This is a genomic window from Paraciimarium castrense LEGE 11436, from assembly GCF_056633055.1.
In genome coordinates this window covers 126,446-149,711 of sequence record NZ_JBSJOW010000002.1, presented here as the reverse complement: position 1 = coordinate 149,711, position 23,266 = coordinate 126,446, and the positions used below count along the sequence as shown (strand labels likewise).

18 protein-coding genes are annotated in these 23,266 nt (G+C 66.3%); 4 read left to right on the top strand and 14 right to left on the bottom strand.

The genetic code is table 11. From position 1 onward, the window contains the following. Positions 1-30: 30 nt before the first annotated feature. Genes ACWJIO_RS04560 through ACWJIO_RS04550 form a run of 3 tightly spaced genes read right to left on the bottom strand, consistent with a single transcriptional unit; the run spans position 31 to position 2,818 of the window. Positions 31-831, bottom strand: a complete 801-nt coding sequence (locus ACWJIO_RS04560) for a HEAT repeat domain-containing protein (protein WP_480311963.1) — start codon at positions 829-831, stop codon at positions 31-33. A gap of 42 nt (positions 832-873) precedes the next feature. After that, entirely contained in the window at positions 874-999 is a 126-nt protein-coding gene (locus ACWJIO_RS04555) for a hypothetical protein (protein ID WP_480311696.1), read from the bottom strand. A 49-nt stretch (positions 1,000-1,048) separates the two neighbouring features. Continuing rightward, complete coding sequence (locus ACWJIO_RS04550; RefSeq protein WP_480311695.1) at positions 1,049-2,818, bottom strand: sodium:solute symporter family protein; 1,770 nt, start codon at positions 2,816-2,818, stop codon at positions 1,049-1,051. A 64-nt stretch (positions 2,819-2,882) separates the two neighbouring features. Between ACWJIO_RS04550 and ACWJIO_RS04545 the strand changes: the two genes are divergently transcribed. Continuing rightward, a complete protein-coding gene (locus ACWJIO_RS04545) occupies positions 2,883-4,394 on the top strand; it encodes a hypothetical protein (RefSeq protein WP_480311694.1) in 1,512 nt (503 codons plus the stop codon). Between the two features lie 32 nt (positions 4,395-4,426). On the opposite strand, the gene ACWJIO_RS04540 is transcribed toward ACWJIO_RS04545, so the two are convergent. The 8 genes from ACWJIO_RS04540 to rpsT form a co-directional block, all read right to left on the bottom strand. Further along, positions 4,427-5,374, bottom strand: a complete 948-nt coding sequence (locus ACWJIO_RS04540) for a hypothetical protein (protein ID WP_480311693.1) — start codon at positions 5,372-5,374, stop codon at positions 4,427-4,429. 373 nt (positions 5,375-5,747) lie between these two features. Beyond that, positions 5,748-6,839, bottom strand: a complete 1,092-nt coding sequence (gene rlmN, locus ACWJIO_RS04535; RefSeq protein ID WP_480311692.1) for a dual-specificity RNA methyltransferase RlmN — start codon at positions 6,837-6,839, stop codon at positions 5,748-5,750. A 7-nt stretch (positions 6,840-6,846) separates the two neighbouring features. Continuing rightward, positions 6,847-7,005: a high light inducible protein gene (locus ACWJIO_RS04530; protein WP_480311961.1), complete on the bottom strand. Its 159-nt coding sequence runs from the start codon at positions 7,003-7,005 to the stop codon at positions 6,847-6,849. A gap of 137 nt (positions 7,006-7,142) precedes the next feature. Further along, the gene (locus ACWJIO_RS04525; protein ID WP_480311691.1) at positions 7,143-11,240 is read right to left on the bottom strand and encodes a DNA-directed RNA polymerase subunit beta'; all 4,098 of its coding nucleotides are present in this window, start codon (positions 11,238-11,240) and stop codon (positions 7,143-7,145) included. 65 nt (positions 11,241-11,305) lie between these two features. Then, positions 11,306-13,210, bottom strand: a complete 1,905-nt coding sequence (locus ACWJIO_RS04520; protein ID WP_480311690.1) for a DNA-directed RNA polymerase subunit gamma — start codon at positions 13,208-13,210, stop codon at positions 11,306-11,308. Between the two features lie 126 nt (positions 13,211-13,336). Further along, on the bottom strand, positions 13,337-16,633 hold the full coding sequence (gene rpoB / locus ACWJIO_RS04515) for a DNA-directed RNA polymerase subunit beta (protein WP_480311689.1): 3,297 nt from the start codon (positions 16,631-16,633) through the stop codon (positions 13,337-13,339). Between the two features lie 196 nt (positions 16,634-16,829). Continuing rightward, positions 16,830-17,732 (bottom strand): TatD family hydrolase, encoded by a 903-nt coding sequence (locus ACWJIO_RS04510; protein ID WP_480311688.1) that lies wholly within the window; start codon positions 17,730-17,732, stop codon positions 16,830-16,832. A gap of 93 nt (positions 17,733-17,825) precedes the next feature. Then, a complete protein-coding gene (rpsT, locus tag ACWJIO_RS04505; RefSeq protein WP_480311687.1) occupies positions 17,826-18,134 on the bottom strand; it encodes a 30S ribosomal protein S20 in 309 nt (102 codons plus the stop codon). Positions 18,135-18,260: 126 nt separating this feature from the next. On the opposite strand from rpsT, the gene hisD reads away from it, so the two are divergent. Continuing rightward, a complete protein-coding gene (hisD, locus tag ACWJIO_RS04500; RefSeq protein WP_480311686.1) occupies positions 18,261-19,571 on the top strand; it encodes a histidinol dehydrogenase in 1,311 nt (436 codons plus the stop codon). A 32-nt stretch (positions 19,572-19,603) separates the two neighbouring features. Here the strand turns inward: hisD and rpiA are convergent, their stop codons facing one another. The 3 genes from rpiA to ACWJIO_RS04485 form a co-directional block, all read right to left on the bottom strand. Continuing rightward, positions 19,604-20,317, bottom strand: a complete 714-nt coding sequence (gene rpiA / locus ACWJIO_RS04495) for a ribose-5-phosphate isomerase RpiA (RefSeq protein ID WP_480311685.1) — start codon at positions 20,315-20,317, stop codon at positions 19,604-19,606. A gap of 42 nt (positions 20,318-20,359) precedes the next feature. After that, positions 20,360-21,436 carry a trypsin-like peptidase domain-containing protein gene (locus tag ACWJIO_RS04490; protein WP_480311959.1) on the bottom strand — a complete coding sequence of 359 codons (1,077 nt, stop codon included), beginning with the start codon at positions 21,434-21,436 and terminating at the stop codon, positions 20,360-20,362. Between the two features lie 138 nt (positions 21,437-21,574). Beyond that, positions 21,575-22,345: a metallophosphoesterase gene (locus ACWJIO_RS04485; RefSeq protein WP_480311684.1), complete on the bottom strand. Its 771-nt coding sequence runs from the start codon at positions 22,343-22,345 to the stop codon at positions 21,575-21,577. Between the two features lie 51 nt (positions 22,346-22,396). Here ACWJIO_RS04485 and nblD point away from each other — a divergent pair, with 51 nt between their 5' ends. Beyond that, a complete protein-coding gene (gene nblD, locus ACWJIO_RS04480; RefSeq protein WP_480311683.1) occupies positions 22,397-22,696 on the top strand; it encodes an NblD family protein in 300 nt (99 codons plus the stop codon). A 61-nt stretch (positions 22,697-22,757) separates the two neighbouring features. Next, positions 22,758-23,234, top strand: a complete 477-nt coding sequence (locus tag ACWJIO_RS04475) for an LSm family protein (RefSeq protein ID WP_480311682.1) — start codon at positions 22,758-22,760, stop codon at positions 23,232-23,234. Positions 23,235-23,266 lie beyond the last annotated feature (32 nt).

Sequence of the window (23,266 nt, the reverse complement as noted above, 5' to 3'; positions counted from 1 at the left end):
ATGTTAACCGTGATCTGAGGCTGGCTGGGATCAGGCCAGCAGCCCCTCATCCACCAGGGTCTGGAGCCGCTCCAGCACCTCGGGCTGCTCCAGTTGCTCGAGAGCCAGCCGCGCTTCGTCACGCACGCTGGACTCCCCGTCGTGAAGCATGGTGTGGAGCAGACACTCCACCAGCTCCTGCTGGCGCGGCTGCACCAGGTCGGGGAAGAGGCGACCCAGGCCCCAGGCACTGTTGCTGCGCACCGCCGGCTCACTGTCGATGCGCAGACTCAGCAGCAGCTGGGCGGCCGCCGGATCCGCCTTGGCCGGCCCGGTGCTGCCGGCATCCGCCAGGGAACTGGCGGCCCAGAGGCGCACCGCCGCGATGTCCACCTGCAGGGCCCGGATCAGGGGGTTGAGCACCGGGGCCTCGGGGTAGTTGCCGAGGCTCCAGGCCACGGCCTTGCGCACATAGCCGTTGTCATCGCTGGCCAGCAGGGCCAGCAGGGGAGTCACGGCCTGGGGGCTGGGGTTGCGGCCCAGGGCGTAGACCGCACTCATCCTCAGGATCGGACAGGAGGCCTCCAGCAAGGGCAGCAGCAGGGGCACCGAGCGGGGGTCGCGGTGCTCGCAGAAGATGCGCAGGCCCTGCATGCGCTGCTCGTGGGCCCCGGCGAGCAGGGTCAGGCCCAGTTCGCATTCGGCCACCACGTCCACCGCGCTGTCCTCGGCGCCATCGAGCTCATCGAGGGGATCCCCGAGCAGCTCCTGGGCCAGCTCCTGGGCGAGCACGTCCGGATCGAGATACAGCTCCTGGGGGCTCTCCGGATAGGGGCCCGGCGTGGCTGGCAGCTCGGGCCAGGGATCGGACGGGGACACGCTCACGGGACTCGCTCAGCCCACCGGAGCGGGGGCGGCCATGTCGCCCGGCAGCCAGATGCGGGCGCTGACGGCAAACAGCGCCAGGCCGAACAACACCACGATGGCGGCGGGCAGCAGGGTGGAGCGGAAGAATTGCACTGGGATCCGGCAGTAACTGGGGGCAGAAGGCCCACCACCGGGGCCATCATCACCCCTGTGGGGTCTGCCCCAGCAGCCCGCGCAGCTGGCCCTGGAGCCGACGCCCCTGCTGCAGCGCCAGGCCCCCCAGCACTGCCACCGCCAGGCCACCCCAACCCCAGAGGGGCAGCTTGAGCAGGAAGCCGCCGATGCCCAGCAGGGCGCCGAACAGCACGGCACAGCTGCTCACCAGCTGGGTGAGCAGTTCCAGCAGCGTCTCCTCGGGTTCGACGCCAGTGCGCTGCCTCCAGCGACGCCAGCCGGGCCCCGCCGGTCGCACCTGGCGCACGAAGTGCTCCAGCACCTCCGCAGACTCCGGCGGCGTCGACACCATCACCCCGATCCACACCACACCGGTCACGGCGGTGGTGACCAGCAACCGCTCGCCGTAGTCGTCGATGCGCAGCAACGGCACCACCGAGGTGGCGAAGCCAACCAGAAAGCCTCCCAGCATCGCCGCCAGCTCGGCGGCGGCATTAACCCGCCACCAGAACCAGCGCAGCACCAGCACCACCCCGGGACCGGTGCCGATGGCGATCACCAAGCGGAACACCGTGCCGATGTTGTTGCTGAGCAGGGCCGTGATCACGCCCAGCACCACCAGCAACACCGAGGCCAGCTGGGCGATCAGCAGCAGCTCGCGCTCGCTGGCACGGGGTCGCATGAAGCGCTGGTAAAGGTCGTGGGTGAGGTAGCTGGCCCCCCAGTTCACCGCGGTGCTCACCGTGCTCATGAACGCCGCCACCAGGGACACCACCACCAGCCCGAGGGCCACGGGGGGGAGCAGCCGCACCGCCAGCAGGGGATAGCTCTGTTCCCAGTCGGTCTGGTCGGGCAGGAGCACCACGGCCGCCAGGGCCACCAGGATCCAGGGCCAGCTGCGCAGGAGGTAGTTCACCCCCAGGAACACCCATCCCGCCACCCGGGCTTCGCGCTCGTTGCGGGTGGCCAGCAGCCGCTGGATGAACTCGCCGCCACCGTCGCTGCGGCGGAAGCTCCACCACTGCAGAGCGATGTAGGCCGTGAAGGTGGGCACAGAGATACCGGCCCCCTCCAGCCAGCGGATGCGGCCGCCCTCCACCTGCCAGGGCACCATCGACAGCAGCTCCGGGCGATCCAGGGCCCGCAGGCTGGCCAGCAGGGCATCCATGCCCCCGGCGGCGTGCACGGCCGCCACGGCCACCGCCGTGGCACCGGCCAGGGCCAGCACCAGCTGCACCATGTCCGTCACCACCACGGCCCACAGGCCTCCTGCCGCCGTGTAGATCAGCACCAGCACCCCCACGATCGCCAGCAGGGTGAGACGGGCCTCAGGCGTAGGGGCCAGCCCGAGAGCCTCACTCACCTTGGCCATGGCCAGGAAGGCGTAGCCGATGCCGATGCAGTTGATCGGCAGGGCGAACAGGAAGGCCTTGATGCCCCGCAGCCAGGCGGCCGTGGCTCCGCCATAGCGCAATTCCGTGAAGGCGGCGTCAGTGAGCACACCACTGCGGCGCCAGAGGGGCGCGAACACCACGGCCATGGCCACGTGCGCCACCCCGAAGCTCCACCACTCCCAGTTGCCGGCCAGGCCGCGCACTCCCACGAGCCCGGCCACATAGAGGGGGGTATCCACCGAGAAGGTGGTGGCGGCCATGGAGGCGCCGGCCAGCCAGCCTTTGAGGCTGCGTCCGGCCACGAAGTAGTCCGACTGGTCGCGGTTGCGACGGGCCAGCCAGAGGCCCAGCAGCAGACTGGCCACCAGATAGCCGATCAGGATCAGCCAGTCGATCGTGTGCAAGGCGAGCGGCGCTGGTGGGCGCAGTATGAAGGCGTGATCCCTGCCGGCCGCTGCGACCTGCCCGATGCTCAACAGCTTCTTTGCCGACTCCCTCGACCAGGACACCGTGCGCAGCCGGATCCTGGACCTGGAGGACGGCCTGGTGGGGTTCTACAGCATCGGGCTCTACCCGGCGTCGCTGGCTTACAACAGCGCCATGCACGGCGGCGGCGACCGCCTGCTGCTGGCCCCCAGGCCGGGCCGCTCCCTGTTCGGGGCCTTCACGCCGCGGGATCTCTCCGGCATGGACCCCCTCCATGTGGCCACCATGGAGAAGATGCTCCTGCACGAGCAGGATGGCGAGGTGCAGCCGAACAGCCTGCGCACCTTGATCGAGCGCTGTGATCTGGTGGTGCTCACCGCCAACAGCAACCACATCGAGCAGGACCTGCACGAGGCCTGTGAGCTGCGGCGGCAGCTCGGGCGTGAACAGGTGGTGATGGCCTGCCTGGCGGGCTCGTTCAGCCACGACCCGCTCCGCAACGATTCCTACGTGCTGTGTGAACGGCAGCCCAACCTCGCCTTCTTCTCTGGCTTCCACAGGCACGGCGCTCTGCGCGATCCCGTGGACAGCTTCACGGCCAATTTCTGCCATCCCAACGGCATCACCGCGATGATCGGCGCGCGGCTGATGGATCGGCTCTCCCCCAACATTCAGGTGTCACCTGGTGTTCACAACGTCGAGGCGCAGTACATCAAAGCTGCCAAGAACATCTCCTCGATTTTTGCCGGATTCGGTTACTCATTCCATGCCGAGAATACTGGTATTCTGCCCACCCTGCTCACCCTGTTGCTCGACCAGTGCCTGGATCAGGCCTCCTCGGTATCCATGCGGCGCCGCGACCGGCAGCGCCTCTACGGCCGGCAGCCCTTTCCGCTCACCGAACTGGGCTATGGGGTGCAGCGGATCGAAGCCACCCTCAGCCGGGGAGGCGAGATGGAGAAGGTGCGCGACCATACCTTCACCCAGCTCACGGCGATGGTGGCCGATGTTCGTGGCAGCATGATGCTGCCTGTGTGTGGCAAACCCACCCGCAACTTTCAGGCCGGGCAGATCCTGGCCGAGGGCATGCGCAAACTCGGACGCTGCCCCACAGATGTGGATGAATTCGAACAGTGGTGTGAGCAAGCTGGCGTGAAAAAAGGGGGACTTGAAGGCCTGAAGGCACTTCGCTACTGGCCTCAGATTCTGGTGAACTATGGCATTCAGGTACACGATGCATCGATGGTGAACTTGCTCTACATGGCCATTTTCGGCAAGAGCGACACCAAGGCGATTGCCTTTCGGGTCATGACAGAGAGCCGTGAACTCTCCAACTATTGCCAGGAGTCGGTGCGGCCGTCCCACAGCCGCCGTTACTCGGAGGCCTTGCAGACCCTGGAGCGCCCTGAAAGCCTGGATCTGCTTGCCAATGCCGTGGTGGCCGACAACGCACGGCGAGCGATTCCTGACGACGGCAATGCCGATGACGGCAGCTCCAGCGAAGAGACACCGGCCTATCTGCGCGCCATGAATGTGATCGAAAATGTGTGGTAACGCTGAACTACAGCCCCAAGGAGAGATTTTGATCAAGGTTGGCGGATGACGAGGGCCATCAGCTGCCGCACGGCGCGCAGCAGCTCCAGGGCTTGGTCTCGCTGATGCCGCAGCTGTCTGATCAGCTGCCGCTTACGATCGAGTTTCGCCTGGAGGGCCGCGTTGCGCTCCCGACGGGCCGTGTGTCGCTCCTGGGTGTGCTCAAGCAGCCGGACCAGATCCTGGTGCTTGCTGAGCAGGGCATCGCGTTCCTGTTGCGCGGCACTGAGCCCCTTGAGCTCATGGGCCAGTTGGTCGCGCTCGCCGCGCAGGGCGCGCAGCTGATCCGTAGCCGAACGCCAACCCGGAATCGTCCCAGGGCTGGCCAGCACCCGCGCCACCAGGGGGCCGAGCAGGGTCTGGGCCGCCCCAGGGGTGAGATCATCCGCAAGCATCCGCGACCGCAGCCCCTGCCAGGCCTCCACGGCTGCTTCAGCCAGGAGAGCCCCAGGCGGCAGCGTCAGTCGGGCCTGGAGCGCAGCCCGCTGACGCACCTCTCCAGCGGCGTAGGACTGGCCGATCACCTGCCCGACCAGGGCGGGAGAAAGCCGTTCCAGCTGAGCCGGCTCCAGCCATCCCGCCCAGAGCGCGGCCAGCGCGCTGCTGAGCCGCTGCAGGGGCCAGGTGTCCGCAGAGGCAAAACACTCGAATGGGAGACACAGCTGAGCGGCTCCGCTCTCCTGGCCCAACAGAGCCAGGTTGTAAGCGGCCCAGATCGCCAGACCCCGGTCGGGGGGGATGCCATCCCTGGCCTGCAGGGAGGCGGCCACCTCAATGGGGTGCCGAACGATGGCGATCAGGGGAACCTGGCGCAGCAAGATGTGCCGGAAGGCCTCGCTGGTGAGGCAGAGGCGCGGATCCTTGTCGATCCAGAAGTGATCACGGGTGTGAACCGGTAGATCGCTGCGCAGCCCGGCCAGAAAGGCGCGGCTCTTGGCCACAGCGAAGTCAGGCTGGCCCAGCCAGGGCCGATCCCAGGAGCTACCAAAAAATGCAAGAATACGGTCGTTAGCGCTTAGCAGAGAACGAGATTCGTAATATCCCCTGGTGTTCGCAATCGTTGCAGGCAGGGAAGCAGACGCGTCAAAAAGCTGATTGGAAAGCCCCAGCTGATTGGCTATTCCATGCAGAAGACCAGACAGGAAGGATGTGCCCGAGCGGTGACAACCAGCAACAAACAGCAAGGCAACCGCCTAACCAAGCAAACCTGACTTTACAGCCAATCAAGACAGCCAACGAACACAGCCAACCGCATGATCGTGGCGAGCCTCCAGCTGCATGGGATCAAGCCCAGGAACCTGGGGCGCTCCAGATTCAGGCCTGGGCGGTGGTGTCGGGCGACAGGCGACGCCGCAGCTGACCGCAGGCCGCATCGGCATCCAGTCCCCGACTGGCCCTCACGCTCACCGCCCCATGGCGGGCCTCGAGGATGCGGCGGAAGGCCTCCACCGCAGCCGGCGCAGGGCGCTGAAACTCCTCTTCCTCAATCGGGTTGTAGGGAATCAGGTTCACATGGCTCTGGAAGCCTCGGATCAGCCGTGCCAGGCCCTCGGCGTGGTGGGGCTGGTCGTTGAGCCCACCCAGCAGGATGTATTCGAAGCTCACCCGCCGGCCCGTGATCGCCACATAGCGGCGGCAGTCGTCCAGCAGGGCCTCGATCGGATAGGCATGGGCCGTGGGGATCAGCTCCTCCCTCAGCCGCTGATCCGGCGCGTGCAGACTCACGGCCAGGGTGAACTGGGCGCGGCCCAGCTCCGCCAGGGCCCGCTCCGCCAGGGTGGGCAGGGTGCGCGGCACACCCACCGTGCTGACGGTGATCTGGCGCTGGGCCATGCCGAGATCAGCGCAGAGGCAGCGGATGGCGGCCAGCACCGCCTCAATGTTGAGCAGAGGCTCACCCATCCCCATGAACACGACATGGCTGGGGCGCTCTTCCATGACCTCGCGCAAAGCCAGCACCTGATCCACGATTTCGTGAACCGCCAGGGAGCGCTGCAGGCCCCCCTTGCCAGTGGCACAGAAGCGGCAGGCCATCGAACAGCCCACCTGACTGCTGACACAGGCCGTGAGGCGGCCCTTCGCGGGGATGCCCACGGTTTCCAGGCTGAGGCCATCGGCCGTGGCCAGCAACAGCTTGGTGGTGCCATCGCGCGCCACGCTGCGATGCAGTTCATGGGAGCGGCCGATCCAGTCGGGGGATCCGGCCGGGGGCGAGCTCAGCAGGCGCTCGCGCCAGGCCTTGGGCAGCACCGTGACCCGATCGAGGCTGCGGGCCCCCTTCGCATAGATCCAGTCGTGGAGCTGACGGCCGCGGAATGGTTTCTCACCCTGTTGCTCAGCCCAGGCTTCCAGCTCGCTGAGGCTGCGGCCCAGAAGATGGGCAGGGGAGGTGGGGGGGGCCGTCATCAGGTGGTCATGGCCAGATCAACAGGCCATGGCCCAGCCACCACTCCACAGCCAGCAGGGCCATGAAGCCCAGCATCGCGGCCCTGCCATTGAGCCGCTCGGTGTGGGTATGGAAGCCAAAGCGGGGCAGCCGGCGCTGGGGCACAGGCGTGCCAAGGGCGGTCAGCGGCTGTAGTGCAGCCTCTCCTTTGCCCCCGGCCGGGGGGTTGGTGGCACGGGCTGTCATCGGGACTGGTGTGGGCATCGGGCCATCATGGCGGGAGAGGGTGGTGGGCCAGGAGCCTCAGGACTCCTGGCCAGGACTCACTCCTCGGTGAGCAGCCCTTCTTCCTGCAGCCCTTCGAGGGCAGCGGGATCGGCAACCAGTTCCTCTTCGAGGCCCTCATCGGCCGTTGGCCGGGTGAAGGCCGCCGTGGTGCTGGCGGTGGCCTCCAGGCCATGGCGGCTGCGGGTGGCCTCGAGGTCCTCCTCGGAGGGGTCGTCGAGAACGGCGGTGGCGGCCGGCGGAGCGGGGGTCTCCACCGTGTAGTCCGGACGCAGGTTCTGCATGCGGCGGTAGCCCATGCCGTCTTCCTCGAGGATGTCGGGATGGGGGCCAGCCTCCGACCTCAACTCCTCTTCGAAGCCGCTGAATCCCGTGCCGGCCGGAATCAGCCGGCCGATGATCACGTTCTCCTTGAGGCCCCGCAGCCAATCGCTCTTGCCCTCGATCGCCGCTTCAGTGAGCACCCGGGTGGTCTCCTGGAAGGAGGCCGCCGAGATGAAGCTGTCGGTGTTCAACGAGGCCTTGGTGATGCCGAGCAGCACCGGGGTGAACTCCGCAGGGGCACCGCCGGTGATGGCCATGGCACCATTCACCTGCTCCACCTGGCGCAGCTCGATCAGTTCGCCTGGCAGGAAAGTGGTGTCGCCGGCATCTTCAACGCGCACCTTGCTGGTCATCTGGCGCACAATCACCTCAATGTGCTTGTCGTCGATGGAGACGCCCTGGCTCTTGTAGACGTTCTGCACCTCCTGCACCATGCGGAACTGGAGCTTGGAAATCGATTCCTGGGCAGCCTCCAGGGTTGGCTTGCGACTGCGCAGGTCCTCGAAATAGCACTCCAGCAGCTCGTGGGGATTGATGGGGCCATCGGTGAGCGATTCGCCCGCCTTCACCTGCTGTGAATCGCTGACCATCACGGTACGGCCGAGCAGAATCGGGTACTCGCTGATTGCATCGTCGGACTCGATCACCGTGACGGTGATCGAGTCGTCGTCCTCTCCCTGCTTGATCTCCACAGTGCCGGCCTTACGGCAGAGGACGGCGGAATCGCGGGGGCGCCGGGCCTCCAGGAGTTCCTCGATTCTTGGCAGACCCTGCACGATGTCGCCTGTCTTCTGGCGCTCAAACACCAGCAGGGCCAGGCCATCACCACGCTGCACGAGTTCGCCGTCACGAACGTGCAGCACCGAGTCCGGCGACACCATGTAGGGACGGCCGAGACGCACGATGAGGTTGGAACCCTCGATGGCTTCCACCTCACCGCAGCAGGGTGAGGGCATGCCCTCGGCCAGCAGATCGCCATCCACCAAGCGCTGATCCACCCGCACAAGCGGGGTTGCCGAGCCGAGATCGATGCTGCGGGTATCGATATCCCGCTCCACGATCAGGCGGCGGATCGGCTCACCATCGATGGGCGTCGGCAGCTGAACCACGCCGTCCTCCTTGCAGAGGATCTGGGTGGTCGCCACGACCTCGCCCTTCTTGACCAAGTCGCCGTCCTGCACCTGCAGATCCGTGTGGGTGGAGCCATGGCTGGCGTCGGAGAGGGTGTCGCGCCTCACCAGCAAGGTTTCCAGGATGGTCAGCTGCAGGCGCTCGATGGTCTTGGCCCGCTTGTCGGGCAGAGCCTCCACATCCACGGTCATCTGGGGCGTGGTGTCGAAAGTCTCAAGAATCAACTGCGTGCGCAGCAGCTCCACGCCCTCGACGCTCTTGATCAGTTCGCCATCCTTGAAGGCCAGCCTCTGGGTGGCCTTGAGGCCCATGAAGGGTCCGCCGGATTGCTTCACGGTAGTGAGTTCCGGCAGGTGGGCGGCATCGGGAATGGCGTATTCCTCAACAGGGCGCAGCAACAAAGCACTGCCCTCAGGGGTCTCAGCTGTTTCCACATAGACCATCGCCTCGGCCTTGAGATCCTTGCTGATGTCCTCACCAGGCATCACCATCCGACCATCGGCGAACTTGCTGATCACCTTGCTGTCGGGTACGAGGTGCAGCACACCGGAGCGCACAATGATCTCGCGCAGAATGTCGTTCTTCTGGGTGACAGTCACGATCCCGGCGGTCTGGCTGAAGATGTCTTTGACCACCTCCGTGCCGGCTTCAATCCACTGGCCATCCTCGATCATCAACAGGGAGATGTCCTTGTTGATCTCGTGGGTTTCCTGGGGGATCCACAGCAGGGTTCCGCCCTTGCTCACCTCATAGCCGTTCTTGGCGCTGCGGGCTTTTTTGATCGCCAGACCTGGGGCGAACTTGACGAGGCCACCTGTCTGGGTGCGGAAGCGGTCATCGGCGAGCTCGGCGATCACCTCGCCGTTACCGATCTTGCTGCCCGGAGCCGTGTTGAGGCGGTAGCGGTTGCCCTCCTTGCCCTCCAGGTGCCACAGCTCGCCTGAGTGAGTGGATTCACCCAGGAGCTTGCAGTCCTTGAGCGTGAGGCTGGTGGTGACGATCTGGACTTCCCGGGAGTCACCAGCGCTCTCCCGCAACCGCACGGCGCCTCCGTACTCCGACATCAGGCGGCTCTCGGCCAGCACCTCGCCCGTGGTGACGGCCTTGTTGCCATCGACGACGGGAAGGGCGTTAGGCGGAAGGTTGTAGACATCGCCCGCAAACACCCAAAGGCGGCCCAGGCGGGTGGCCTTGTGGGTGATGTTGCCCTGGCGGTCGGTGACCTCCTTGGGCTGAATGCCGTCCTCATAGCGCACCTGGCCGGCCAGGTCGCAGATCACATCCTTGGTGGCTTTTTCCACACTCTTCTTGACCGTGGCGCCAGCCGAGATCTGGGCAAGGATGATGTCTCCCGGCACGGTGTCACCGTCGGCAACAAACAGGATCGAACCTGTGGTGATGTCCAGCTTCTGGATCTTGCCCTTGCCGATGGGCTTCAGGGTGAGCAGGAAGTCGGTCTCGGCGATCTGGGCATTCACCCCGTGGGAGGTGCGGAACGCCCTGACCCGGGACTTCGGACCAAACTCCACCGTGCCATCCACCAGGGAGCGCACCACGCCGGTTTCGGCGGTGGACACACCTCCGGTATGGAAGGTGCGCATGGTGAGCTGGGTTCCGGGCTCACCGATCGACTGGGCCGCCACGATGCCGACGGCCTCGCCCAGATCCACCAACTGGTTGTGGGCCAGGGCCCATCCGTAGCACTTGCGGCACACCGAGCGGGAGGCCTCACAGGTGAGGGGCGAGCGCACGTTCACCGTGCGTACACCAGCGGCTTCGATCCGGAGTGAGAGGGGCAGGTCGATTTCGCCATCGCGATCAACCAGCACAACGCCATCGGCATCGAGCACGGGCTGGGCGGCCAGGCGGCCCACCAACTTGCTGGCGAAGCGGCCACGCTCGTCGGCATCGATCGGGATGAAGCGCGTGGTGCCGCAGTCGTCCTCGCGGACGATCACATCCTGGGCCACATCCACCAGCCGCCGGGTGAGGTAGCCGGAATCCGCCGTACGCAGGGCTGTGTCCACCAGGCCCTTGCGGGCGCCGTAGGAGGAAATCACGTACTCGGTAACCGTGAGCCCCTCACGGAAGTTGGTGCGGATCGGGAGGTCGATGATCTCGCCCTGGGGGTTGGCCATCAGGCCGCGCATGCCCACCAGCTGGCGCACCTGGGACATGTTCCCCCGGGCGCCTGAGTTGGCCATCATCCACACCGAATTGAGCGGATCATTCTCATTGAAGTTGCGGCGCACCGCTGCCACGAGGCGCTCATTGGTTTCGGTCCAGGTGTCGATGACCTTGGTGTGGCGTTCGACTTCGGTGATCTCACCGAGGCGATAGCGCTCTTCGGTTTGGGTGATCTGCTCCTCAGCTTCCGCGAGCAGGGCGGCCTTGTCGCCGGGAATGCGCAGATCGTCGACGGAGATCGACACGGCCGCCTGGGTGGCGTAATGAAAGCCAAGATCCTTGAGCTCATCAGCCATCGCGGCCGTGGCCGCCGTGCCGTGGTGTTTGTAAGCCCACGACACCAGGTTGCGCAGGGCTTTCTTGTCGATCACCCGGTTGCGGAACGGCGGTGCCTCGCGGCTGAGGGGCGGGATCACCACGGCAGCCGCGGTGTCCATGCTCACCTCGGCGGCTTTCTTGGACGACTTGGACTTCTTGGCGGGAGTGGCGGTCATGGGCGGCTGGGCGCTGGTGAAAAGGCGAAACGAAATTGGAGACGTTGGACCGGTCGGACGCCGGTTCAGACCGCAGCCACGGCGTCGATGATGGTGTGGTTGATCACGACCCGACCCACGGTGGTGAGCAGATAACGGCTGATCAGAGCGCCGTCCTCATCGAAGCGGTCGCGGCGGTATTTCCACTGCTCGATGCGGGTGCCATCGCTGAGCGTCTTCTGCTCCAGCGGTGTGCTCTCCTCGTCGTCACAGTCCACATCGCCGGAGAAACGCACCCACACCCAGTGGTGCAGGCCGATGTGCTTTTCCTCAAAGGCCGCGATCACATCCTCAAGCCCGGCGAAGGTGCGGGAGCGGTCGCCGAAGTCGGGCTTGCTGGCCCCAGGCTGCTCGGCACTGAGGTAATAGGCCCCGAGCACCATGTCCTGGGAGGGGGTGATGATCGGCTCGCCTGTGGCCGGCGAGAGAATGTTGTTGCTGGCCAGCATGAGCATGCGGGCCTCAGTTTGAGCTTCGATCGCCAGGGGCACATGCACGGCCATCTGGTCGCCGTCGAAGTCAGCGTTGAAGGCAGGGCAGACGAGGGGATGGAGCTGGATGGCGCGGCCATCCACCAGCTTGGGCTCGAAGGCCTGAATGCCGAGGCGGTGCAGGGTCGGAGCCCGGTTGAGCATGATCGGGTGTCCCTCGATCACTTCCTGCAACACCTGCATCACCTCATCGTCGGCCCGCTGAATCAACTTCTTGGCGGCCTTGATGTTGTTGACGATGTTCTGGCGGATCAGACGGTTGATCACAAAGGGCTGAAACAGCTCGATGGCCATCTCCTTGGGCAGCCCGCACTGATGCATTTTCAGCTTCGGGCCAACCACGATCACCGAACGTCCGGAGTAGTCGACGCGCTTGCCCAGCAGGTTCTGACGGAAACGCCCCTGCTTGCCCTCGATGATGTCGCTGAGCGACTTGAGAGCCCTGTTGTTGGCACCTACCACCGTGCGGCCACGGCGGCCATTGTCGATGAGGGCATCGACAGCCTCCTGCAGCATCCGCTTTTCATTGCGAACAATGATCTCAGGCGCCAGGATCTCCTGCAGCCGGGCTAGGCGGTTGTTGCGGTTGATCACCCGGCGGTAGAGGTCGTTGAGATCGCTCGTGGCGAAGCGACCGCCATCGAGCTGCACCATGGGACGCAGATCAGGCGGGATCACAGGGATGACATCCAGCACCATCCAGTCGGGCCGCGCTCCGGTGGCCACAAAGTTGTCGATCACCCGCAGCCGCTTGATCAGCTTGGCCCGCTTCTGACCCTTGCTGGCCGCGATGTCCTCGCGCAGCTGCTCGGCCGTCTCGCTGAGGTTGATGGCTTCCAGCAAGCTTTTGAGCGCCTCGGCGCCGATGCCTACGATGGGCTCATTCTCGATCTCGGAATCTTCGGCATAGATTTCATCCTCAATCTCAAGCCATTCGTCTTCGGTCAGCAGCTGCTTGTAGGAGAGGGTTTTGTGGTCGCCTGGATCCAGCACCACGTAGCAGTTGAAGTAGACAATCTGCTCCACATCCCGCAGGGGCATGTCAAGCAGGATCGCCACGTAGCTGGGGATCCCCTTCAAATACCAGACATGGCTCACCGGTGCGGCCAGCTTGATGAAACCCATGCGGTGGCGGCGCACACGGCTCTCGGTGACCTCGACGCCGCAGCGCTCGCAGACGATGCCGCGGTGCCGCACCCGTTTGTACTTGCCGCAATGGCACTCCCAGTCTTTGGAAGGTCCGAAGATCTTCTCGCAGAACAGGCCATCCATCTCCGGCTTGAGCGTGCGGTAGTTGATGGTTTCGGGCTTGGTGACCTCACCCACAACCTGACCGTTGGGCAACGTGCGCTGCCCCCACTGCATGATCCGATCCGGCGAGGCCAGCGTGATCTTGACGTAGTCGAAGTGGTTTTCGGTGCGGAGATTGCTGTTGGACATGGGGGTGACTAACGCGCAGAGATCGAAAGGGGTGGCTTCAACAAGGAGGCATCGACTGGGGGGCAGCGACACGAATGGCAGACCTGAGAGGACGGCGAGCCGAACCTCCCAGGGGCACCGGGTCGATCAGTCGTCGTCGTAATCCGCGACGCCGAGGGATTCGTAGGTGGGCCGGCTAGGCGTGCTGCGGCGGGGGTTGACGTCCTGCATCAGATCCACCTCTTCGCCCGCATCGGTGTACACCGCGATGTCGAGGCCCAGGGACTGCAGCTCGCGCATCAGCACCTTGAACGACTCCGGGGTGCCGGGGCGGGGGATCGGCTTGCCCTTGACGATGGCGTTGAGGGCTTCGTTGCGGCCCTGCATGTCGTCGGACTTGACGGTGAGCAGCTCCTGCAGCGTGTAGGCCGCGCCATAGGCCTCCAGGGCCCAGACTTCCATCTCGCCAAGGCGCTGGCCGCCCTGCTGGGCCTTGCCCCCCAGGGGCTGCTGGGTGACCAGGGAGTAGGGACCGGTGGAGCGGGCGTGGATCTTGTCGTCCACCAGGTGCACCAGCTTGAGGATGTGGGCATAGCCCACGGTGACCGGCTGGTCGAAGGCCTCGCCACTGCGGCCATCGATCAGCTGAATCTTGCCGGGGTTCTCCGGGTCGTAGACCCAGTCCTTGCCCGGCTGGCTGGCGGCTTCCTCCAGGAAGGCCTGCACGGTCTGCTTCGATTTCTCGGCGCCGTGCATCTCATCGAAGGGCACCACCTTGACGCGGCAGTCCAGGTGGGCGGAAGCCCAGCCCATCAGACACTCGAACACCTGGCCCACATTCATCCGGCTGGGCACTCCCAGGGGGTTGAGCACGATGTCGATGGGTGTGCCGTCGGGGAGATAGGGCATGTCCTCGCGGGGGAGGATGCGGCTGATGATGCCCTTGTTGCCGTGGCGGCCGGCCATCTTGTCGCCCACCTGAATCTTGAGGCGCTTGGCTACATACACCCGCACCACCATGTTGGCCCCCGGCGGCAGCTCGTCACCCTGTTCGCGGGTGTAGATGCGCACATCCACCACGCGGCCACGCTCAGTGCTGGGCACCCGCAGGGAGTTATCGCGCACGTCGCGGGCCTTCTCACCGAAGATGGCGCGCAGCAGCTTTTCCTCAGGCGGCTGATCGGATTCCCCCTTGGGAGTCACCTTGCCCACCAGGATGTCGCCGCTTTCGACGAAGGCACCGACACGGATGATGCCCATCTCATCGAGATTGCCAAGGCTTTCTTCCGCCACGTTGGGGATCTCTCGGGTGATCTCCTCCGGGCCAAGCTTGGTCTGGCGGGCCTCAATCTCGTACTTCTCGATGTGAACCGAGGTGTAGAGATCGTCGGTGACGAGCCGTTCGCTTACCAGGATGGCATCCTCGTAGTTGTAACCCTCCCAGGGCATGTAGGCGATCAGCACGTTCTGACCCAGGGCGATTTCACCGCCCTCACAGGCCGATCCATTCGCCAGCACCTGGCCGGCGATCACCGGATCTCCCTGGCGCACGATCGGGCGCTGGTTGAGGCAGGTGTCCTGGTTCGAGCGCTGGTACTTCTGCAGGTAGTGGGTATGGTCCACGCCGTCTTGATCGCGGATCACGATGGCCGTGGCATCCACATAGGTGACCGTGCCATTGACCCGGGTGATCGGCACCATGCCGGAGTCGCGGGCGACCTGGGTCTCCAGGCCCGTGCCCACCAGGGGCCGCTCCGGACGCAGCAACGGCACCGCCTGACGCTGCATGTTCGAGCCCATCAGGGCGCGGTTGGCGTCGTCATGCTCGAGGAAGGGGATCAGGGAGGTGGCCACGGAGATCACCTGTACCGGCGAGAGCTGCACGTAATCCACCTGCTCGGGTGGCACCTTTTCAAAATCCTGGCGGTAGCGCACGGGCACCAGGTCAGCCGTGATGCGGCTGTCGGAGTCCGTCGGCACGTCACCGGGGGCGACGCGGCACTCATCCTCCAGATCGGCGGAGAGGTAGATGGGGTTGCCCTGCTTGATCACGATCCCCTCCTCCACCTTCCAGAAGGGGGTTTCGATGAAGCCGTATTCGTTCACCCGGGCGTGGGTGGCGAGCGAACCGATCAGGCCGGCGTTGGGACCCTCCGGGGTTTCGATCGGGCAGATGCGGCCGTAGTGGGAGGGGTGGATGTCGCGCACGGCGAAACCGGCCCGCTCCCGGGTGAGGCCGCCTGGACCGAGCGCGCTGATGCGGCGCTTGTGGGTGAGCTCAGCCAGGGGGTTGGTCTGATCCATGAACTGGCTCAGCTGGCTGGAGCCGAAGAACTCCTTGATCGCCGCCACCAGGGGCTTGGGGTTCACCAGCTGGGCCGGGGTGAGCGACTCGGTCTCGCCGACGGTCATCCGTTCCCGGATGATCCGCTCGAGCCGGTTGAGGCCCACGCGCACCTGGTTCTGCAGCAGCTCACCCACGGAGCGCACGCGGCGATTGCCCAGGTGATCGATGTCGTCGATCTCATAGCCGGGCTGGCCCAGCTGCAGGCCGATCAGGTAATCGAGGGTGGCGAGCAGCTCCTCTTTGGTGAGCACCCGCGTCTCATCCGGCACGGTGAGCCGCAGCTTCTTGTTGATCTTGTAGCGGCCGACCCGGCCAAGGTCGTAGCGCTTGGCGTCAAAGAAGCGGGAATCCAGCAGGCTCTGGCCCCCGCTCACAGAGGGCGGTTCACCCGGGCGCAGCTTCTTGTAGAGCTCCAGCAGAGCCTGGTCCTGGGAGGTGATTCCGTCCACGCTGGTGGCGGATTCAATCGTCTTCGAGTAGTACTCGGGGTGGCGCAACTTATCGAGCACGTCCACATCCGAGAGGCCCATGGCCCGCATCAGCACGTGGGCATTGATCTTGCGGGTCTTGTCCACCCGCACGTGCATCAGCTCGTGCTTATCGGTTTCAAACTTCAGCCATGCTCCCCGGTTGGGGATCACACTGGCGTTGTAGGTCTTGCGCCCGGTCTTGGGGTCTGGCTCTTCCTTGAAATAGACACCGGGAGAGCGAACGATCTGATTCACGATCACACGCTCAGCACCATTGATGATGAAGGTGCCGCGCTCGGTCATCAGCGGCAGTTCGCCGATGAAGACCTCCTGCTCCTTGATCTCACCGGTCTCCTTGTTGACCAGCCTGCAGGTGACATACATCTGCGAGGCGAAGGTGGCATCACGCCGCTTGGCTTCTTCCACGTCGTGGCGTGGCCGCTTCAGCCGGTATTCACTGCCGATGAAGTGCAGCTCAAGCTTGCCCGTGTAGTCGGTGATCGGCGAAAAGCTCTCCAGCTCTTCGATCAGGCCCTTCTCCAGGAACCATTTGAAGCTCGCCCTCTGTACCTCCACGAGATCGGGCAGGTAAGTGACGGTCTTGGCGACCTGGATCGCGCTGCTCATGCGGTGAACCTGCAGGATCGGGAACTTGAAGCGGTGGCCTGTCGGTCCATCAGCTGGTTGATCGTTCGCAGCTGCCCACGCGAACAGCCGCTCCCCAGGGGGGAACGGCTGCCCTGCGGGAGGCATCTAACGAGATCGCATCAAGGCTGCAGACGTCGACAACAAGGAGCGCTTTCGCATCCAGGCCAATGAACCATCATACACCTTCACCCGGTAGCTGAAACAGCGCCCTGGCATTGGCCGTGCTGGTGCGGGCCACGGTTTCGAGGCTCTCCCCCCGCAGCTCCGCCACCCGGGCTGCCACGGCGGCCACATAGGCCGGTTCATTGCGCTTGCCCCGGCGCGGCACGGGAGCCAGGAAGGGGCAGTCGGTTTCCACCAGGTAGCGATCGGCAGGCACGGCCAGGGCGCAGGCGTGGGTGGCCTCGGCCTTCGCAAACGTGACCACCCCACTGAAGCTGATGTAAAACCCGAGCTCGAGGAAGGCCTCCATCTCCTCGGGGGTGCCCCCCCAGCAGTGCATCACCCCCCGGGGGCACAGGCCCTCGCCGCGGCGGCGGCGCAACTCGGCGAGCATCGGCTCGGCGGCATCGCGGCAGTGCACGATCACCGGCAGATCCAGCCGGCAGGCCAGGTCGAGCTGGGGGCGCAGCACCGCCAGTTGGGCCTCGAGGTTGTGCTCCCGGAACAGGTCCAGGCCCAGTTCGCCGATGGCCACAACCCTGGGGTCATCCAGGGCCGCTTGCTCCAGAACAGCCGCAGTGTCGCTGCTCCAGTGCTCGGTATCGAGGGGATGGACCCCCACCGAATAACGCAACTCGGGCAGGCGATCGGCGAGGGCCCGAATCGCCGGGATTTCGGCAGGCTCCACGCAGGCGTGCACCAGGGCCACCACCCCAGCCTGCCGCCAGCGCGCGATCACCTCATCGAGATCGTCGTCAAACTGGCGAAAGACGATGTGGCAGTGGGAATCGACCAGCCCGCCATGGGCCAGGGGCGCCTCGGGATGCTCAGCATGGTCGGAGAGCCCCAGGGATGGGGCCTGCCCTGAGGAAGGCTGTGCGGTGGCGGCCTTCTGGATGGCAGAGGGCGGCGTCATGGAGATCGAGGGTCGGGGCCAAGGGCATGCTGGCTGATCAGCGGTTGGGCTGAGGCGCCCTCCGCAGCGGGCTCCTGGCTCCAGGGGGAGGGCTCAGCTGCTGACGGTTTCAGGCGGCTCCACGGCCTTGCGCACCGCGGTGCTGAGGCGGGATTTCTGGTGGGCGCCGGTGTTGCGATGCAGCACACCCACCTTCACGGCCTTGTCGATCTTGCTGAAGGCGGCCCGCATGGACAGCTGCACCGCCTCCTTGGCGCTGGCATCGGGCCCCTGGCTGTAAGCCGTGCAAGCCGTGAAACAGCGCTTCATCAGGGTGCGCAGCGACGACTTGTAGGTGCGGTTGCGCAGCCGGTTGCGCTCGGCGATCTCGATGCGCTTCTTCGAAGACTTGTTATTGGCCACAGGCGGTGGGGAGCTGGTTCAGCGATCGATGATCTTACCTCGGTGCCATCCAGCCCCACATCCGCCCCGGGGACGGGTACCCCTGCTGCGGCCCTCTAGGTTGAGCCCCTGCCTCGCGAGACTTCCGTGGCCGCCCCCTCCACTGCGTTGCACCTCACCTGCCTGCGGGATCCGGCAGCTGCAGCCGAACGGCTCGAGGCCATCGCCGGACGGACCCAGGGCGAAGCCAGCCAGCAGGCCTCAGTCCTGGTGGACGACATCCTCCAGCAGGTACGGCGCGAGGGCGATACCGCCCTGCTCCGCCTCACGGAGCGGTTTGATGGCGTGCGCCCGGATCCGCTGCGGATTCCGCCGGAGCGGCTGGCCAGCGCCTGGGAGCAGTGCCCGCCGCCCCTGCAGCAGGCCCTGCGCCTGGCCCACGGCCGCATCCTGGATTTTCATCGGCGCCAGCTGCCGGCAGACCTGAGCGTCACCGGTCCCCATGGCGAAACCCTGGGCCGGCGCTGGCGGCCGGTGCAGCGCGCCGGGCTCTACGTGCCTGGCGGCCGGGCCTCCTACCCGAGCACGGTGCTGATGAACGCCGTGCCTGCCGTGGTGGCGGGAGTGGAGCGGCTGGTGATGGTGACGCCGCCTGGCCCCGGCGGTGAGCCGAACCCCACCGTGCTGGCCGCGGCCCATCTGGCCGGCATCAACGAGGTCTACCGGGTGGGCGGCGCCCAGGCGATCGCTGCCCTCGCCTACGGCACCGCATCCATTCCCCGCGTGGATGTGATCACCGGCCCCGGCAATCTCTACGTGACCCTGGCCAAGAAGGCGGTGTACGGCCAGGTGGCGATCGATTCCCTGGCCGGGCCGAGCGAGGTGCTGGTGATCGCCGACCACACCGCCCGGGTGGAGCAGGTGGCCGCTGACCTGCTGGCCCAGGCCGAACATGACCCCCTGGCGGCGGCCATCCTGCTCACCACCAGCGAGGAGCTGGCCGGCGCGCTGCCCCAGGCCCTCGAAGCCCAGCTCCAGGGTCACCCGCGCGCCGCCATCACCCGCTCGGCCCTGCAGGACTGGGGCCTGGTGGTGATCTGCCGCGATCTCAGCCGTGCCGCCGCCCTCAGCGATCGCTTTGCCCCGGAACACCTCGAGCTGCTGGTGCAAGAGCCGCAGGCGCTGGCGGAACAGATCCAGAACGCCGGCGCGATCTTCATGGGGCCCCACAGCCCGGAGGCGGTGGGCGACTATCTGGCCGGCCCCAACCACACCCTGCCCACCTCGGGCACGGCCCGCTTCGCCGGTGCCCTGAGCGTCGAGACGTTCCTGCGTCACACCTCGCTGATCCACTTCAACCGGGCCGCCCTCGAGGCCACGGGCCAGGCCGTGATCACCCTGGCCGAGAGTGAGGGCCTGCACAGCCACGCCGAGTCGGTGCGGCGGCGACTCGGCTGAAAGCCCCCGGAGTCGATGTGTCTGGCGGGGGCTCAGCGTTTGTCGAGATCTCTGACACCCGGGGTGTCCGCCTCGATCTGGCCCACCAGCACCTGATCGGCCAGGTTCACGAACAGGCCGTTCTCCAGCACACCGGGAAGGTTGTTGATCTGCCGTTCCAGCCCTTCGGGATCGGCGATGCCGCCGGCAAAGCGCACATCCAGCACCAGGTTGCCCTGATCCGTCACCACGGGACCGGCCTTGCGCACGGCCATGCGCAGCTGGGCTTCACTGCCGAGGGCCTTGAGTTCCGCCTGCACCTGGCGCCAGGCGCCAGGCAGCACCTCGACCGGCAGCAGGAAGTCGAGGTTGAGGGTGTCCACCAGCTTGGTGGCATCCACCACCACCACAAAGCGGTCGGCGCGCCGGGCCACCAGCTTTTCCTGCACGTGGCAGGCGCCACCCCCCTTGATCAGCTGGAACGAGGGATCCACCTCATCAGCTCCGTCAATGGCCAGGTCGATGCGGCTGATGGCATTGAGGCTGGCGAGCGGGATGCCCAGCTCAGCCGCCAGCACCTCGCCCTGGAAGGAGGTGGCCACGCCGGTGATGTCACTGAGCTCGCCATTGCGCAACCGCGCGCCCAGGGCCTGGATCATCAGCGCGGCCGTGGAGCCCGATCCCAGCCCCACCACCATGCCACTGCGGATCTGGTCAGTGGCCGCCAGGGCCACCGCCTGCTTCATCCGGTCCTGCAGCTCGGCCATCGGCACCATTCCCTCGCGCGGGCCGCGACCGTAGCAGCGGCCTCAGCCGGCGCTGGGCAGGGCCGCCGGACGGATCGAGAGGCTCAGCTCGCGGCGGCCTCGCACCACGGTGATGGCCAGAGGTTCGCCCACCGCCGCGTGCTCCACCTGGCGCAGCAGGCTGGCGGGATCAGCCACCGGCTGATCGGCTGCGGCCACCACCAGGTCGCCGCGGCGCATGCCGGCCTGCTCGGCGGGGCTCTCCGGCAGCACCCGCTGCACCAGGGCACCATCGCGCTCGGGCAGCTGCAGCACGGCATCGGGATCACGGTTGTTGTCCCGGGCGCGGCGGGCCGTGAGGGGCACAAGCTGCAGGCCGAGATAGGGATGCACCACCTGGCCGCCATCGGCCAGCTGGCCGGCCACCTGCCGGGCCAGGTTGATCGGAATGGCGAAGCCAAGCCCCGCTCCCGGACCGGAGCGCACCAGGGTGTTGATGCCGATCACGTCACCGGCAGCGTTGATCAGGGGTCCGCCGGAGTTGCCGGGATTGATCGCGGCATCGGTCTGGATCAGATCGAGGCGCTTGTCAGAGAAGCCGAGACTGTTGATGTCGCGGTGCAGGCTGCTGACGATGCCCAGGGTGACGGTGCGCTGCAGGCCATAGGGGCTGCCCAGGGCGATGGCCCAGTCGCCCACTTCAAGCGCCTCGGAATCGCCGAGGGAAGCGGCCTGCAGGTCGTCGACACCGCGGATCCGCACCAGGGCCAGGTCGGTGACGGAATCACTGCCCACCACAGTGGCATCGCGCTGGCGACCATCGGCCAGGGTGACTTCCACCCGATCCACCTGATCCACCACGTGGGCATTGGTGAGCACCAGCCCCCTGCGGGCATCGATCACCACGCCCGATCCCTGGCCCCGCTCCCGCCTGCTGCCGGCGGGGTCGCCGAACAGATCGCGCAGCAGCGGATCCAACAGGGCCGGATCGAAGGCCTGCCGCTCCACGTCCCGTTCGATGTCGATCCGCACCACGGCCGGGGCCACCGAGCGGGCCGCCTCAGCCACAAAACTGTGGGCCGCCGGGTCAGGGGAGGTCGCCTCAAGGGCCCAGGCGGCGGGGGCACCAACCAGGTGCATCGCCACCAGGGAGAGGGCCAGCAGCCCGGCAGAGGCAGGGAGGCACCGGCGGAGCCAGCGGCGCAGCATGACCAGAAATCCAGCGGAAGAGGGCTTCAGCTCAGGGGGCACGGGCGGGCCAGCACTGCTGAGCTGAGGCTAGGGAAGGGACCAGCGCAGCAGGGACTCCTGAAAACCGCCCGGTGCACCGATCTCCAACCAGCGGCCGCCAGGGTCGTCAGGGCGGCCCAGGGGGCACGGCTGCACCGGTCCGAAGCCGCAGAGGGTGGAAGGGCAGCCGAGCAGGGGCACCTCCGGACGGCCAGGCAGGTGGCCGCGCCAGTGCTGGTGGATGTGGCCGAACACCACGGCCTCAAGGTCCCTGGCCTGTCCCAGCAGCTGCAGCAGGGCCGCCCCATCCAGGAGCCCGATGGCATCCATCTCCGGATCGCCGATCGCCACGGGGGGATGGTGCACGGCCACCAGCAGGGGTCGGGGCAAGGCCTGCTCCAGCTGCTGGAGAACACCCGCCAGCCAGCCGAGCTGGGTGGCTCCGAGCCAACCGGCGGTAGCTCCGGCCTTGTGGCTGTCGAGCAGGAGCAGCCTCGCCCCAGGCCCCTCCACCAACGCCGGCGCGATCGGGCTGTGGCGACCCAGAACGGAGCGCAACAGCTGGGGATGGTCGTGGTTGCCTGGCAGCAGGGCCAGGGGAAGGCCCAGGAACTGCAACGATGTGTGGAGATGGACATACCCCGCCAGGCTTTCGTCCTGGCAGAGGTCGCCACTGAGCAGCAGCAGGTCCGGCGGGGCCGGGGCCGCCGCCAGGGCTTGCCGCAGCCCATGGGTCAGGCAGGCGAAGGGCGGGCGACCGCGATAGACGCCGCCAGGATCGGCAAGCAGATGCAGATCGCTCAGCTGCAACACGCGCATCCACACCTCCTGCACCTAGGCCTAAGTTGCCCCCTGAACAGCGAGGCCGCCATGGCAGCAATCCCCCCCGGCACCCGGCAGCGTTGCAGCCTCTGTCAGGTGGAGATCCAGGGCATGGCCGGTGGTGCCGACCTGGTGCACTTCAGCCAGGGAGCGCCGGGCAGCCGCGCCAAGCTCTGGGCAAGGGTCTGCCAGTACCTGCGCAGCGATGAGCAGAAAGCCCAGTGCATGAACCTCGACGCGGAGCGGCGCGGCAGCGTTCAGCGCAGTGACTACTACGCCGAGGCCCCCGTGATCGATCTGGGAGCCCTGGCTGCCCCTTCGGACGGCGGCCGAGATCCCCTAGGGTGAGAGACAGGCCCTGAGGTCTTTGGGCCAGGCCTGGTTCAGGTCTCCCACGGTCTCCCCTTCGGTGCCCCATCCGCTGCTGCCCAAACTGGAAGCCCTGGCGCGCCAGACCTGCGCGGCCCATGGCTGTGAACTCAAGGGTGTGGCACTGCTCAGCCATCGGATTCCGATGACGTTGCAGGTGCTTGTGCAGCGGGCTTCAGGGGGCGAAATCACGCTCGACAACTGTGCGGCCCTGTCCCCAACGCTGGCCGAGGCCCTGGAATCCGAGGGCTTGCTGACCGACGAGGCCTATGTTCTGGAGGTCAGCAGTCCCGGCGTCAGCGAGGAACTGCACGACGATCGGGACTTCCGCAGCTTCCGCGGGTTCCCGGTGGCCGTGCGCTTCCGCGATGCCAAGGGATCAGAAAGTCGCTGCGAGGGCCTTCTTCTTGAGCGCACCGAGAGCGAGCTGCAGATCAACCAGCGCGGCCGCACCAAGCGGTTCCCACGCGAAGCCGTGATCCAGGTGCTCCTGGTCACGCCGAGCGTGGAGAGCTGAGCTCCAACAACTGAATCACCCACAACCAAAAA